The sequence below is a fragment of the Delftia sp. WY8 genome (genome assembly GCF_018437695.1).
Classification (GTDB): domain Bacteria; phylum Pseudomonadota; class Gammaproteobacteria; order Burkholderiales; family Burkholderiaceae_C; genus Comamonas; species Comamonas tsuruhatensis.
The window spans coordinates 4,854,848-4,868,207 of the sequence record NZ_CP049795.1 but is presented as its reverse complement, the minus strand read 5'-3'; the positions used below and the strand labels follow the sequence as shown (position 1 = coordinate 4,868,207).

Below are 13,360 nucleotides of genomic sequence, written 5' to 3'. Positions count from 1 at the left end.
CGGCCGCATCACGACAGCTTGCCGTGGCACTGCTTGTACTTCTTGCCGCTGCCGCAGGGGCAGGGATCATTGCGGCCCACGCGAGCGCCTTCGGGCAACTCCAGCGGCTCGTCTTCGAGGGAGCCACCGATGTCGCCATCCGAGGGAGCGCCATAGGTCATGTGCTCCAGGCTGTGGGCGCTGCGCTGCTCCATGGCCTCGGTGGCCTGCTCCACCTGTTCGCGCGACTGCACCTGCACGGTCATCAGCACGCGCGTGACTTCGGTCTTGACCTGGTCGATGAGCTGGCGGAACAGCTCGAAAGCCTCGCGCTTGTATTCCTGCTTGGGCTGCTTCTGGGCATAGCCACGCAGGTGGATGCCCTGGCGCAGATAGTCCAGCGCGGACAGGTGGTCACGCCAGTTGGTATCAAAGCTTTGCAGCAGCACGGCGCGCTGGAATTGAGTGAAGTTCTCGCGTCCGATCAGCTCGACCTTGGCCTCGAACACTTCACGGGCAGCCTGCAGCACCTTCTCGAGGATCTCCTCGTCGGTGATGGCATGCGCGGACTGCACTTGCGATTGCAGCGGCAGCTGGATGCGCCATTCGCTTTCCAGCGCCTTTTCCAGGCCGGCCAGATCCCATTGCTCTTCCATGGACTCGGCGGGCACGTACTGGCGCACCAGGTCGGACACCACGTCATCGCGCATCACCGTGATCATCTCGTGCAGGTCCGAGGCGTCGAGGATCTCGTTGCGCTGCTGGTAGATCACCTTGCGCTGGTCGTTGGACACGTCGTCGTATTCGAGCAGCTGCTTGCGGATGTCGAAGTTGCGGGCCTCGACCTTGCGCTGAGCGCCTTCGATGGAGCGGGTCACGATGCCGGCTTCGATGGCTTCGCCATCGGGCATCTTCAGGCGGTCCATGATGGCGCGCACACGGTCGCCCGCGAAGATGCGCATCAGCGCATCGTCCAGGCTCAGGTAAAAGCGCGAGGAGCCGGGGTCGCCCTGGCGGCCCGAACGGCCACGCAGCTGGTTGTCGATACGGCGAGATTCGTGGCGCTCCGTGGCGATGATGCGCAGGCCACCCAGGGCCGAAACCTTGTCATGCTCGATCTTCCAGTCGGCGCGCATCTGTTCGATGCGCTGCTGGCGTTCGGCTTCGGACAGGGATTCATCGGCCTCGACAGCCGCAACCTGCTTTTCGATGTTGCCGCCCAGCACGATGTCGGTACCACGACCGGCCATGTTGGTGGCGATGGTGATCATGCCGGGACGGCCGGCCTGGGCCACGATGTCGGCCTCGCGCTCGTGCTGCTTGGCGTTGAGCACCTGGTGGGGCAGGTTTTCCTTGTTGAGCAGCTCGTCGATGATTTCCGAGTTCTCGATCGAGGTCGTACCCACCAGCACGGGCTGGCCGCGCTCATGGCATTCGCGGATGTCGCGGATCGCCGCCTCGTACTTCTCGCGCGTGGTCTTGTAGACGCGGTCGAGCTGGTCGTCGCGCTTGCTGGGACGGTTGGGCGGAATCACCACGGTTTCGAGGCCGTAGATTTCCTGGAATTCGTAGGCTTCGGTATCGGCCGTACCCGTCATGCCCGCCAGCTTGCCGTAGAGACGGAAGTAGTTCTGGAAGGTGATCGAGGCCATGGTCTGGTTCTCGGCCTGGATGGTCACGCCTTCCTTGGCCTCGACAGCCTGGTGCAGGCCATCGCTCCAGCGCCGGCCCGCCATCAGGCGGCCCGTGAACTCGTCGACGATGACGATCTCGCCGTTCTGCACCACGTAGTGCTGGTCACGGTGGTAGAGATTGTTGGCGCGCAGCGCCGCATACAGATGGTGGACCAGGGTGATGTTGGCCGGGTCGTAGAGCGAGGCGCCCTCGGCAATCATGCCGGCATGGCCCAGCAGGCGCTCGGCGGCTTCGTAGCCCTGGTCGGTCAGGAATACCTGGTGGCTCTTTTCGTCCACCGTGAAGTCGCCGGGCTTGGTCACGCCTTCGCCCGTGCGGGGATCAGCCTCGCCTTCCTGGCGCACCAGGTTGGGCACGATCTTGTTCATGGCCACGTACATGGCCGTGTGGTCCTCGGCCTGACCGCTGATGATCAGCGGCGTGCGGGCCTCATCGATCAGGATGGAGTCCACCTCGTCGACGATGGCGTAGTTGAGCACGCGCTGAACGCGGTCGCCCGACTCGTAGACCATGTTGTCGCGCAGGTAGTCGAAGCCGTATTCGTTGTTCGTACCGTAGGTGATGTCGCTGTTGTAGGCGGCCTGCTTTTCCTCGCGCGGCATGTTGGGCAGGTTGATGCCCACCGACAGGCCGAGGAAGTTGTACAGCTTGGCCATCCAGGTGGCATCGCGGTTGGCCAGATAGTCGTTCACCGTCACCACGTGCACGCCATTGCCCGACAGTGCGTTCAGGTAGACCGGCAGCGTGGCGGTCAGCGTCTTGCCTTCGCCGGTGCGCATTTCCGCGATCTTGCCGTAGTGCAGTGCCATGCCGCCCAGCAACTGGACGTCGAAGTGGCGCATCTTCATGACACGCTTGGACCCTTCGCGCACCACGGCGAAGGCTTCGGGCAGCAGGTCGTCCAGCGACTCTCCCTTGGCCACACGCTCCTTGAATTCCTGCGTCTTTGCGCGCAGATCCTCGTCGCTGAGCTTCTCGTAGTCGGGCTCCATCGCATTGATGCGAACGACCGTCTTGCGGTATTGCTTGAGAAGCCGATCGTTTCGGCTGCCGAATAGTTTGGTGAGGAAGTTGGTGGCCATGCGAAAAAGACACACCGCCACCCGCTGAAGCGGACTGCGGTGTGCCTGGAATCCCTAGATTGTTGGATTTCAGATGGGGCCGCTCCACCTGCCTGCAAGTACCCTGCTGGAGAACACATGCGGCCGGGCTGAAGCGAGAACCGAACAATTGATTCTAACTGTCTCTGTCCAACCCTCTTCCAGGCAGGCCGACGCATGCGGCCGCAGAGCCCTGAACCCGAATTCCCGGACCCGCGTCGCCCTGCAGATGCTGCTATAACGAGGGTCCCGGCTGGCGCATGCCTACGCTGCCTGACCAGCCTTCAAGCCCATGACCTTCACACGCCGCAACCACGCCGTCACCGCCCTGCACGCTGTCGAGAACTCGCCGACACTGGCCCGGCTCGCCCAGCTCACACGCGACTCCAGCAATCGCCTGACGGCCATCCTGCCCCTGGTGCCGCCGCTGCTGCGCGACAGCCTGCAGGCAGGCCCCATCGAGGGCAGCACCTGGTGCCTGCTGGTGCGCAACAACGCGGCAGCGGCCAAGATACGCCAGCTGCTGCCGGCCATGGCCGCCCACTTGCGCACCAAGGGCTGGGATGTGGCCGAGATCCGCCTCAAGGTCCAGGCCTGACCGGCCACTGAAGAGCGGCTGCTGAAATCGGGGCACGGAAATGAAAAAAGGCCTCCTGAGGAGACCTTCTGGTGCGGTTGTCGGATTCTAAAAATCATGCAAGCCATTGATTTTTAAAAACAAATGCCAAATCCAAAAATCAGGGATACACCAGGGGATACAAATTCCCCAACGACTTTGCAACGGCCAACCTGCTGGCCCCGCGCTGGCCACCTCCACCAACGCAAGAGCCCGCCACAGTGGGCGGGCCAACTCCAAGTTCCTCCCCTGCCTTCCCGTCCATCGCCGGACGGCTCATCACCTGGACTTCGTTAGTTCACGGTGTTCCAGGTGTTCCCAGTGTTCCACCCTTGAAAATCAATAGGTTATGGCGGAACACTCGGAACACCCAGCGTGTTCCGGTGTTCCACAAACCCAGCGATCAGAATATCAATCCAGCTTTTCATACTGTATTTGATAAATGCGCTCTTTACGGGCGTGAATTCTCTTGCTCTTAGATGACTTGCCATCCTTTCCAGGTAATGGCATTGCTCCTGCACCTTGCAATACACGAATGGCCGAGCCGAAATCAAAGCCTTTGAGCGCCTCGCGCAGACCATCGGCAGTAAACCAATACTCCATTCCCTGCCCGTCATGCGCCCACCAACCTGCGCGGTTCTGCACGCGCTGCTCCTTCTCGTCGTAGGCGCCGTTGGCATCCGAGAAACGACTATCCCCGTGACGTTCGATGAAACTTCGCACCGCCTGCAGCACCTGCCCCTGCTCGGCGTTGCCTGAAATTTCACCGCGCTGCGCAAGCCAAGCGGCAAAGCCGACTTGCGCCGCGCTGGTGGCCTCGCCTTCTTTCCATCCGGTGATGCCGTAGGCGGTGGCCAGCTCCCCGGCCAACGCCAGCACAGCCAGGCGGGCAGCAGCTCGTGCAGGCTGGCCGTCGCCTGCACTGGCGCTGTTGCTGGTCATCAGCTCGGCCTTGATGGCCTCCAAACTGGCGGCCATGTCCTGCGTGTCGCGCGTGAGCTTCTCCAGGAAGGCCCGGCCCGCTGTACCGTGGTGCTGGCGGCTTGCGCGCTTGATGGCATCGGAGAACGCCGGGCCGCTGGCGTGGCCGTGCAGCAAGTCCCATGCGCCATGCCGGCGTTGCACTGGTATATCCAGCAGGCGCACGGCTTGGCCAGCCTTGATGCGCTGGCCCGCGTCCTGCATGCTGGTGGCGATACTGCGCTCGCCTGTGGACAGAACTGAGCTGCGCCAGCGGGTGACGGTGCGGGCGGCTCCGCTGCGGCTGGCACGGGCTTTCCCTCGGCCATTGCCCAGCATGTAGACCACCTCGCCTACATCACGCGGGTCACATTCGCTGATTTCATCCAGTGCCAGCAGGCCATCGCCAAACAGTGCGGCGGTTCCCTCCAGGCCGTTGGCCGTGGCCCGCCAACTGCGGCGGTAGCTCTCGCCACCCCAGACGCTGCACGCGGCCTGCAGAGCCGTGGTCTTGCCAGTCGAGCTGTCGCCCACCAGGTGCAACCCTCCAGACTCCATGCCCACCAGCGCCAGCAAAGGGCCAGCGAAGGCACTGCACAGCGGCAGCACCAACATGGGATTGCCCACGGCAGAGGCTGCGATAGACGCCTGCCAGCCGGGCAGTGTGCCGCGCTGGGTGTACTCATCAATGTGCAGCCCCTGGGCCTGAAAGGTCACGCGCGCGGCCCTGGGACCAATGACGCCATCGGGCAGGGCAAACGCCTTGAAGTCGCCACCTGCCCAGCCCGTTTGCGTAGCAGCCTCCATCTGCCGCACTGGTGTCTGGTTTTGCAGGTACACGGCCAGCGATTGGCGGCCGGCCTGGCTGGGGTCGATGTATACGCCCATGGACAGCAGCACGCCGCGCAGGTCTGCGCCGTCGCCCTTGAGCATCTCCATGGGCATGGCCCACTGTCGCCAGTGGCCGCGCGTGTCTCGAAAGCGCAGCAGGCGCCCGAAGTTGTTGCCCGCGCTGTCGAAGGTGACGGCTTCGATGTGCAAAGGGCCGCTGATGCGCTGTTGCGTCAGCGTAGGCGGCGCATTGCCTCGACCCGGCTTGGCACCGAAGTGCCACACGCCCGGACGGTAGCGCGTGCCGTCTGCGGCCTGGTACTCATCGTCCAGCACAACGAAGCGCGGGCGCTCGGTCTCGCCGGGGATGGGGTTGTTGACGCTGGCCCTGGTGCCTGGCGCTGCTGATGGGAGCGGCCGCACCTTCACATGACACCCGACACGCTCCCACAAATCGGCCAGGCTCTGCACAGCCGCGGCCTGCGGCTTCCTGCTGTTCATCAGCATGTAGTCACCTCCGTGGCACGCACGTCCAGCACCAGCGCACCAGCCTTGCCAGGCAGTGGGCCAGCGTCGATGGTCATGGGGGCAGGGTGTGTCCTGGCGCACGCCTTGCGCAGCGCGGCCAGCGCCTGGGCATCGGGCTTCCGGGCCTGCTTGAGCGCGGGCTCTGCCTGAAAGTGGAGCGGGTGCGGCCAGCACGGAGTGCGCCTGGTCAGTGCAATACGCACCAGCCGCGCACGGTTACAAGCCAGCGCTACGGCTGCGGTGCTGTGGTCAGCGGTTTTCATGGGGCAAGCCCTCCAGAACCTCGGCAAAGCACGCGCGCACCGCGCCAGTGCCAGCCAGGGAAAACAGGTCGTTGAAGTCGGTCGCCTTGCGCGGGCGGTGAGCAGGGAACTGCGGAGCAACCACCAGGCCGCCCACAGCCAGCGCGGCGGCGCGCGCTGCTGCCATGCCAGGGTTGCCCTCGGTGGTGTGGTCATCGTCAGCCGCCAGGATGATGGGCATAGTCGGGAACTTGCGGCGCAGGGCCTGGGCGACGGGGGCCAGGTTGCCGGCGCTGAATGCGGCGGCCACGGCCAGGCCAGTCGCGGCGCGAATGCTGTGCATCGTTGCCATGCCCTCGCCCAGCACCAGTGCCATGCCGGGTCGGCCTACCGCGTGATAACAGCCGTGCACACGGCCACCGGACATGAACCGCTTGCGGCCATCAGGCGCAATGGTCTGCAGGCTGTGCAGGATGCCCGATGTGTCCCGCATGGGCACCAGCAGCGCGGCACCCTCGGCACGCAGGCCAAACGGTTGGATGCCCTTGGCGGTCAGGTAGGGGTGCTGCATCACCGGCAAAGCTGTTTCCCACCTTGCGCATGCCTCTGAGTGGGCCTGCTGCTGGCGCTGCAGGGTCGCGGCATCACGCTGAGCCTTCGCGTCACGCACGCGCTGGCGCATGGTGTCGCGCTCGGCCTGGGACATGGCGCTGTCTGCTTTGCTGCACCAGACCTGGGTCAGCCCGCTGCGCCAGCAACCGAACACGCCAGCCGGCAGGCCGTCTGCATGCAGCACATACCAGCCCGCACTGTCGCTGCGCTTGCCGGTAGTGCTAAACCTATGTAGCTGGCCATCGGCGTGGATGGTGTCAGGCGGCAGGATGCCAGCGGCCTCCATGGCTTGGGAAAACTGCCCGGCAATCATTGCCCCATCTCCAGCACGCGGCGCAGTTCTTCCGTAGTGCGGTCATCCTCACCACTCAGCACAGACATTGCCACGCTGTTCAGTTCAATGACGCGCAACACCATGGAGCGGAGGAAAAGGTATTCAGGTTCGTTGGGCAGGTTGCTTCTCAGATGAACACTGATGGACTCAATTTCCTCGACGCAGGACAGCGCCAGTTCATCGCGCTCCGCCCTCTGCCACGGGGCAATGGCCACAACGCTCATAAAGCACCGCCCTTCTTGATAGCAGCCAGCATGTCCTCATAGCTGCTCTCCGTCAGGTTCGCCACGTCCATTGCCACAAATGCCGCCATGCTTGCCAGGCGTCGGATACGTGAATTACTCGCGGTCTCGGCTTCGATAGTTTTGGCAATCTCGACAACCCATTCAAGGGCTTCTGCCGCAGTGCGAAGGGGGTCAATTACGTCCTCGGGATGCAGTCCGCCAAACATACGCCTGCAGGCCGAAAGGTCCTGCTGGCAGGCATCAGACAACGGCGGCGGCAGTGCTGATAGCGGCAGTCCGAGCGTAATGCAGTCGATGGCATCGCGCGGCTGCACGTCAGGCTGTTTTTGGCAAGGCTGCGCCCCCACTGCCTCGCTGGCAGCGTTTTTCTTGGTCTTCATGGTTCAGCCCTCCAGGATGGCGGACAGGTTGCGCAGCGCGGAAAGGGCTTGAATGGCCTTGCGGCGGGCGCCGGGCAGATTGGCCTGAGGTTGGCGCAGATAGAACACGGCCATGTTCAGCGCGTTGTGCGCATCGGCGTGCAATTGGATGGGGTCAGGCGTGCCCGTGGTGGGCGAGGTGGGCGCAGCAGTGCGCAAAGAGATAGCCATGATTGGCTCCAAGCAGGTTCGGTTTGCATAAACCACCGCTCCACTTCCACGTGGGGGCGGTGACTCGATGGGTGTGGAAGACCGGGAACCCGCTTGCGCGAACCGGCCAGGCTTGCGCCTGCCCATCGAGCCACCATAAAAAGGGGCACGAACGACAAAGCCGCACTCCATTGCGGGAACTGCGGCTTTCGTCGCAGCGGATTCAGCGGACTTCCACATCCGATTGCGCGTAACAGGCGCAATACATGAACTGTAGCACGGCATCTTGTAGCGAGGGAAGGGACGGCGCATTACTGCAACCCCTTCTCTGTCAGGCACTGGCGCCCTGCGTCGGTCAGGCGGTAGCGTCCCGGCTGCGTCAGCAGGCCATCGCTGTCCACCACGGTGATGCGCTCCATCTCGATGGCGTCATGGCCAAAGCGCTGGCGCAGTTGGCGGATGACCTCCGGGCCATTGGACACACCGGCAATGCGGTCAATGGCCTCGCGGGCAATCCAGTTTCTCGAATCAACCAGGGCACGAACCACACGGGTCTGACGTGGCGTCATGCTGCGGGTGCTGATACGATGGGCGCCGTTACTAGGGGCGCTCAGTTCTGCATTGCGGGGCTGGGCGTTTTCTTTTGGGCTCATGCCTGAACCCTCCATGCATGGCGGATGCGCGCGGCGACGGAGAAGATGGCGAGCAGCATCATTCATGCCCCCCAGCAAAAGCCCGTAGCTTGGCGTCGGCCAGGTGCTCGGCAGCCTGGGCGGCGCGCGCAGCCTGTGCATCGAGCGCGGCGCGCATGACCCGGGAGGCCTGGGCGGCGCGCACTGCCTGGGCGTCGAGGGCGGCGCGTGCGTAATCGTTGCCAGGCTCACGGCCTGCCATCGGTGTGGTACCGCGGGAGACTCCTGGCTCTGCGGAGTCAATGATGGCGAAGGCGCTCATGCGGCCACCTGCAGGCGAGGCATGCGCTTGGCCTTCTGGGCTTCAATCCAAGTGTTCAGCTCACCATCGTCGAAGAACACGGCGCTTTGGCGATGGTCACCCATCTTGATGGGGCGGGGAAAGCTGGGGTCGAGCTTCACCAGGCGCTCGATGCTGGAACGGCTTTGACCGATAAGAGTGGCGGCAGTGGATTTCTTGATAAGAGGCATGTTCTTGCGTCCTTGCGCTTTGTGAGACATGCCGCGAATGTCTGCGGAGGGGGCCGCGTCTACCACCTCGCGCGCGTTTGCGCCTGCTATCGCGCGTTGGAGCCTGCCCGCGCCCTCCTTACCCGGTCGCGCAGGCTATCCCTTGAAAGCTCCTGGGGCTTGTCGTTCGCATCTCGCCACTGGATACGGCCATCCTCCGTCACGCCCACAAGCGGCGGGCGCGGCGTCGGCCCTACAGCCCACGCCCGCATCAACACGAAAACCTGCGCGGCATCGCCGCCACAGTCCCGCATGGCCTTCTCCACCAGCGGGGCCAGCAAGTCCCGCCGCTGGCGCTTCATTGGCATCACGGCCACCCCAGCAGTGGGCGAGCCCTCCATGGCGTCAGCATCTTCTGGCCCCTGCCCTCCCATCTCCCCTGGTAGCGGCTCCCACTCCATCACATACCGCGCCAGCTCGGCGGCGTTGTGTCTCGCCTTGGCCTCGTCCTTTTGCCCTGTCGCCTGCGCCAGCTCGGCCACCCATTCCTCCGTGAAGGCGCCGCGCTCGCAGCGTTCGTACACCACACCCCCAGCGGTCTCATCAAACTCCAGAAGCTGCCGGACTGTGAACGGGAAAGGCAGCAACGGGCGCTGCCCCGGAAGGCCATACATGCCAGGCTCACCCTGCTTCGGCTCAGGATCGCTCAGTCCGGTGCAGGCCGCCAACTCCTGCGGTAACGTCACTTGCACCGCTTCTTCATCCAGCGCCAGCCAAAGCCCATCACGCCGGAACACGTAGAGCACTGCACCGCCATCACCAAAGCTCTCCCCGCTCAGCATGCTCATGCCCAGCAGGGCCCGCAGGTCTTCCCGCTGATAAGTCTTTATCACCACCACACTGCCTTAGTACAACACCTGTAGAGAATGCCCCGGCAGGCGAGCAGGCTCCCCGCTTTTCATCTCGCCGGACTATCCGGGGCAAAAACATCGCGCGCCTACACCTCAGCTGTCGGGGGCTGACTGGCTGCGCTGCTGTTGAAAGATGCCAAGGTACGCAGGCGGTACGCACGGAATCTAGGCTTTGCTCCCGTACCAAGCAAAGGGCGCGTGCTGCGAACCGACAACGCTGCTATGCAGCGCCACCCCTCATCCAAGTCAAGCCTGCATGCGCGGCGGTCGAGCAGCCTGCGGAACGAGCCCAAGCACGGCGCACGGTAGCGGTAGAGCGCTGGCTCCCCACAGCCACGCAGGCCATGCGCCATTGCTCGCCTCGCCACTGTACTTTCGATGGCACGGAAAAACGCGCCTCTGAGCCTTAGTTTGTTCCCTAGTCGGCACAATCTGGGCCTGAGGCATTGGCGGCTTGGTCGAAGAGGGAGCGTCTATGACTCACATGTGGAACTGCGAATACCAGCAAACGACCCTGAGCCGCCATCCAGCTAGCAGCCCGAAAGCCGTCACAGCATGGCTTGAAAAACCTCGCCTTCCTGCAGCCCCATGTCATCCAAGGCCACAAACCAGGTAATTGCACATAGGCATGCTCCGTGCGTAGGATATAGTGCTCGTTACAAATTAGCTCGCGGATCTGATTCAACAACCGCGTGGCACGTAACACAGGAGAGGCGGCGGGTTTCATGCCTGAATTTAGTACTGTATTTTCGTCCAGCGCAGCTGCCGCAAGGGCAGGCTATAGGCTTCTTGCGGCAACTTTTACGTACCGTTTTAGCCCGCAAGCGCCAGATATGGCCTGCAGCTTCATGCGGTCTACACTACGTTAGATCATTAGGAAATAACCATGCCAATCGTCATCACATTTGATATTCAAGGTGCACCACCGCAAGAGCGAAATCGTATTCAGAGTTTCTTTGAGCGCTTTGGCTGGGAAAACCTAGGCGGAAGCTCATATCGATACCCCCGATTAGGTACAGATGATCAGCCCGTAGAAGACTGGTTCAACCATATCATTCCAGCGCTAATGCTTTTTCGTACATATTTGCTTTCAAGCGGGCGGCCATTGACTAAATGCACGCTGGATGTTCAGTCCTCTTCTGGTTACAATCCAAATGCTAACTACGGCAGCCCACCACATACAGGAGTGGCAGCGCCGCTCTATCAACCTACCAATGTCGCTTTTGGTGAGCAAAATCTTCGAGATTGGCTAACTAATCTTCCCTACCCATATTGATCTAACAATTCTTTCCAGGGGACCGTCAAAAGCTGCGCTTTTGCCGCCCCCTGAATCCAGACGTTAGGCCTATGAATTGACCACCATGCGTAAACCACGTCAGCCACGAGCGATTGACTTCGACACGGCTACTCATGAAGAGTTGGACGAGTATGGAATGGGCCTGCTCGCGCTTGACGAGGCACCAGAATTGTCAAAGGTTCTGCGCGGCCATCTCTTGATCGAGAGGACGATTGAGACGTTGATTTCACGAAAACTAGAGAAGCCGAAAAAGTTCTTTGACAACCATCGAGTCACCTTTGAGATGAAGGTAGATCTGGCGGATGCGCTCGGCGTTCTACCTTCACCATATGTCAGCGCTGCTAAGGCTTTGAACAACATTCGAAACGGCTACGCTCACCGCGAAGATCACAAGCTCTCGATTGAAGAACTCAACTCACTGAAAATCAATTGGGCACCCATCCAGAGACAGGCCTATGCCGTCGCGCTGGCAAAGAGGCCAGAAGAAGCAGCGGGCCTGGCCATAATCTTCCTAAACTGGTCGTTTCTGAGGCTGCTGCATCCTGTCGGATCGTGAGCGCGCAAAGGCCTAACCCTTCGCCGCCCGCTGAGCTTCAACGTTGCGTGTCCGCTTTTTCTCGCAGCCTCCGTCTGCTCCTGGCCGGCAGAGGCCATCGCGCATTGAAAAGCCATTCGGCTCGACAGCCTGCGGCTGACAGGGTCACGCTTTGGCGCCGAGCTTGACGCCAACACGTCTCCTGATGGCGGCAGCCCGCAGGCCGCAAATTGCTACATATTTAATAGCAGAAAACACAACCTGCACTAGGCGGAACACCTGGAACACCATGATCTCCTGCGGTGTTCCAGCACAAGAAAGAGAAAATAATATTCAAATCAACAACTTACATCACCTGGAACACCAGAACACCTGGAACACCACACAAATACAAGTCGCGTGCAATAGCAGCATGATGTTTCGGCCTTGGTGCTTCTGCCATCCACTTCATGCAGCACGCACACCAGCAAGGTCTGCCGCCAAGGCGTCCAGCCTGTTTGCCCACCACTGCATCAGTTCACGGCGCTGAGCCAGGTACTGCGCTTTGTTGTAGACGCCCTCAGTGCCTCTGACCTTGTGGGCCAGGGCGCTATCCACGATGCGCCATTCCTTCCCGGCCTCGTTGGCCGCTGTGCTGAACAGGTGACGCATGCCGTGGGGTGTCTGCCGTCCCTTGTAGCCCATGCGCGCAAGAGCCTGGTTGAACGTCATGTTGCTGATGGGCGTGTCCATGCTGGCGCGGCCCGGGAACAGGAGAGGGCTCTTTCCTGCGTACTGCTTTAGTTCGCGCAACAGCATCACGGCCTGGTCTGGCAGCGGAAACACGAACTCGCGGCGCTCCTTCTTCCTGCTGGCGGCCACCGTCCATAGCCTCGCCTCAAGGTCGAACTCATCCCATGGCGCTTCTCGCAGCTCAGACGGGCGCACCGCCAAAAGCGCCAGCAACTGCAACCCGATGGACAGAGAGCGCGACGGATGGGCGCGCATCGCACGAATCAGGCCGGGAATCTCTGCCTGGGACACATGGGCAAAGTTCTCATTGCGGCTGGGCGCAATGAACTTGTGCAGGTTGTCGATGGGGTTGAACTTTGCGCGGTCGGTCACTTGGGCCAGAGCGTAGATGTCTCGGCAGTAGGCCCGTGCCTTGGCGATGGTTTCGAGAATGCCCTTTTCCTCCATGCGCTTGAACAGGGCAAACCAATCGCTGGCGGGGATGGCTGTGTAGTCCCGTGCGCCCATGCTGGGTAGAACGTGGTTCTCAATCATGGCCTTGGCGCGGTCGTAGGTGTCACCTGTCCAGCTCTTGGCGTCCTTCTTGACCTTGAGCCACTCGGCTGCCAGTTGGGCGAAAGTCTCGCGTGGTTCCGCATCTTCCAGCGCAGGCGGGCTTTTCGCCTGGGGCAGCGGGATTCCTTCATCCTTGGACTGCTTGAGCCACTGGCGGGCCTTCTCGCGCGCCTGCTGGCCGGTGAGCTGATGCGTGCCCTTGCCATATCCACCAATCCCCAGCCAACCCCATTTCCCCTCTGGCGTCTTGTACCTGAGCTGCCAATCCTTCGTGCCGCTCGGCTTCACACGCAGGTACACGCCATCGCCGTGGCGCTCACGGTACATGGTGGTGCCAGGCTCAAGGCTCTCTATCACCGTGTCCGGCATGGGCCTTCGCTTGATTTCTTCACGCTTCATGCCGTGTATCCCTGAGTTAGAAAAAACCAGGTGATTCTGCAGGGATACACGAGGGGATACAAGAAAAGCCGTGCTGTG

General features: G+C 61.9%; 15 protein-coding genes. 3 read left to right on the top strand and 12 right to left on the bottom strand.

Annotation, left to right across the window (positions count from 1 at the left end):
• Positions 1–8 precede the first annotated feature (8 nt).
• The gene (gene secA, locus G4D77_RS22385; RefSeq protein ID WP_154833618.1) at positions 9–2,756 is read right to left on the bottom strand and encodes a preprotein translocase subunit SecA; all 2,748 of its coding nucleotides are present in this window, start codon (positions 2,754–2,756) and stop codon (positions 9–11) included.
• A 310-nt stretch (positions 2,757–3,066) separates the two neighbouring features.
• On the opposite strand from secA, the gene G4D77_RS22380 reads away from it, so the two are divergent.
• Complete coding sequence (locus G4D77_RS22380) at positions 3,067–3,372, top strand: hypothetical protein (protein ID WP_016445601.1); 306 nt, start codon at positions 3,067–3,069, stop codon at positions 3,370–3,372.
• Positions 3,373–3,801: 429 nt separating this feature from the next.
• Here G4D77_RS22380 and G4D77_RS22375 read toward each other — a convergent pair whose 3' ends face one another.
• The 10 genes from G4D77_RS22375 to G4D77_RS22330 all read right to left on the bottom strand — a co-directional run bounded on the left by G4D77_RS22375 (position 3,802) and on the right by G4D77_RS22330 (position 9,701).
• The gene (locus G4D77_RS22375) at positions 3,802–5,688 is read right to left on the bottom strand and encodes a DUF927 domain-containing protein (RefSeq protein WP_227740908.1); all 1,887 of its coding nucleotides are present in this window, start codon (positions 5,686–5,688) and stop codon (positions 3,802–3,804) included.
• Complete coding sequence (locus tag G4D77_RS22370; RefSeq protein ID WP_046986118.1) at positions 5,682–5,972, bottom strand: hypothetical protein; 291 nt, start codon at positions 5,970–5,972, stop codon at positions 5,682–5,684. Before G4D77_RS22370 ends, G4D77_RS22375 begins: the two co-directional genes overlap by 7 nt.
• Positions 5,959–6,876 carry a toprim domain-containing protein gene (locus G4D77_RS22365; protein WP_046986117.1) on the bottom strand — a complete coding sequence of 306 codons (918 nt, stop codon included), beginning with the start codon at positions 6,874–6,876 and terminating at the stop codon, positions 5,959–5,961. Before G4D77_RS22365 ends, G4D77_RS22370 begins: the two co-directional genes overlap by 14 nt.
• Positions 6,873–7,121, bottom strand: coding sequence for a hypothetical protein (locus tag G4D77_RS22360; protein WP_046986116.1), 249 nt, complete (start codon positions 7,119–7,121; stop codon positions 6,873–6,875). The genes G4D77_RS22365 and G4D77_RS22360 overlap by 4 nt, the downstream gene beginning before the upstream one ends.
• Positions 7,118–7,522 carry a hypothetical protein gene (locus tag G4D77_RS22355; protein WP_046986115.1) on the bottom strand — a complete coding sequence of 135 codons (405 nt, stop codon included), beginning with the start codon at positions 7,520–7,522 and terminating at the stop codon, positions 7,118–7,120. Before G4D77_RS22355 ends, G4D77_RS22360 begins: the two co-directional genes overlap by 4 nt.
• Positions 7,523–7,525: 3 nt before the next feature.
• Positions 7,526–7,732, bottom strand: a complete 207-nt coding sequence (locus G4D77_RS22350; RefSeq protein ID WP_154833617.1) for a hypothetical protein — start codon at positions 7,730–7,732, stop codon at positions 7,526–7,528.
• Positions 7,733–8,022: 290 nt separating this feature from the next.
• Entirely contained in the window at positions 8,023–8,280 is a 258-nt protein-coding gene (locus G4D77_RS22345) for a hypothetical protein (RefSeq protein WP_154833616.1), read from the bottom strand.
• 142 nt (positions 8,281–8,422) lie between these two features.
• Positions 8,423–8,665 carry a hypothetical protein gene (locus tag G4D77_RS22340; protein ID WP_154833615.1) on the bottom strand — a complete coding sequence of 81 codons (243 nt, stop codon included), beginning with the start codon at positions 8,663–8,665 and terminating at the stop codon, positions 8,423–8,425.
• On the bottom strand, positions 8,662–8,904 hold the full coding sequence (locus G4D77_RS22335; protein WP_213757739.1) for a helix-turn-helix transcriptional regulator: 243 nt from the start codon (positions 8,902–8,904) through the stop codon (positions 8,662–8,664). The genes G4D77_RS22340 and G4D77_RS22335 overlap by 4 nt, the downstream gene beginning before the upstream one ends.
• Positions 8,905–8,960: 56 nt before the next feature.
• Positions 8,961–9,701, bottom strand: a complete 741-nt coding sequence (locus tag G4D77_RS22330; RefSeq protein WP_154833614.1) for a hypothetical protein — start codon at positions 9,699–9,701, stop codon at positions 8,961–8,963.
• A gap of 949 nt (positions 9,702–10,650) precedes the next feature.
• On the opposite strand from G4D77_RS22330, the gene G4D77_RS22325 reads away from it, so the two are divergent.
• Complete coding sequence (locus tag G4D77_RS22325; protein WP_154833613.1) at positions 10,651–11,040, top strand: hypothetical protein; 390 nt, start codon at positions 10,651–10,653, stop codon at positions 11,038–11,040.
• Positions 11,041–11,125: 85 nt separating this feature from the next.
• On the top strand, positions 11,126–11,617 hold the full coding sequence (locus tag G4D77_RS22320) for a hypothetical protein (RefSeq protein ID WP_154833612.1): 492 nt from the start codon (positions 11,126–11,128) through the stop codon (positions 11,615–11,617).
• 426 nt (positions 11,618–12,043) lie between these two features.
• On the opposite strand, the gene G4D77_RS22315 is transcribed toward G4D77_RS22320, so the two are convergent.
• A complete protein-coding gene (locus G4D77_RS22315) occupies positions 12,044–13,282 on the bottom strand; it encodes a tyrosine-type recombinase/integrase (RefSeq protein ID WP_154833611.1) in 1,239 nt (412 codons plus the stop codon).
• Between the last annotated feature and the right edge of the window lie 78 nt (positions 13,283–13,360).

Bases quoted from the DNA above. Each gene is read 5' to 3' on its own strand.
- secA (WP_154833618.1), bottom strand. From the start codon at position 2,756: ATGGCCACCAACTTCCTCACCAAACTATTCGGCAGCCGAAACGATCGG.
- G4D77_RS22380 (WP_016445601.1), top strand. From the start codon at position 3,067: ATGACCTTCACACGCCGCAACCACGCCGTCACCGCCCTGCACGCTGTC.
- G4D77_RS22375 (WP_227740908.1), bottom strand. From the start codon at position 5,688: ATGCTGATGAACAGCAGGAAGCCGCAGGCCGCGGCTGTGCAGAGCCTG.
- G4D77_RS22370 (WP_046986118.1), bottom strand. From the start codon at position 5,972: ATGAAAACCGCTGACCACAGCACCGCAGCCGTAGCGCTGGCTTGTAAC.
- G4D77_RS22365 (WP_046986117.1), bottom strand. From the start codon at position 6,876: ATGATTGCCGGGCAGTTTTCCCAAGCCATGGAGGCCGCTGGCATCCTG.
- G4D77_RS22360 (WP_046986116.1), bottom strand. From the start codon at position 7,121: ATGAGCGTTGTGGCCATTGCCCCGTGGCAGAGGGCGGAGCGCGATGAA.
- G4D77_RS22355 (WP_046986115.1), bottom strand. From the start codon at position 7,522: ATGAAGACCAAGAAAAACGCTGCCAGCGAGGCAGTGGGGGCGCAGCCT.
- G4D77_RS22350 (WP_154833617.1), bottom strand. From the start codon at position 7,732: ATGGCTATCTCTTTGCGCACTGCTGCGCCCACCTCGCCCACCACGGGC.
- G4D77_RS22345 (WP_154833616.1), bottom strand. From the start codon at position 8,280: ATGACGCCACGTCAGACCCGTGTGGTTCGTGCCCTGGTTGATTCGAGA.
- G4D77_RS22340 (WP_154833615.1), bottom strand. From the start codon at position 8,665: ATGAGCGCCTTCGCCATCATTGACTCCGCAGAGCCAGGAGTCTCCCGC.
- G4D77_RS22335 (WP_213757739.1), bottom strand. From the start codon at position 8,904: ATGTCTCACAAAGCGCAAGGACGCAAGAACATGCCTCTTATCAAGAAA.
- G4D77_RS22330 (WP_154833614.1), bottom strand. From the start codon at position 9,701: ATGAGCATGCTGAGCGGGGAGAGCTTTGGTGATGGCGGTGCAGTGCTC.
- G4D77_RS22325 (WP_154833613.1), top strand. From the start codon at position 10,651: ATGCCAATCGTCATCACATTTGATATTCAAGGTGCACCACCGCAAGAG.
- G4D77_RS22320 (WP_154833612.1), top strand. From the start codon at position 11,126: ATGCGTAAACCACGTCAGCCACGAGCGATTGACTTCGACACGGCTACT.
- G4D77_RS22315 (WP_154833611.1), bottom strand. From the start codon at position 13,282: ATGAAGCGTGAAGAAATCAAGCGAAGGCCCATGCCGGACACGGTGATA.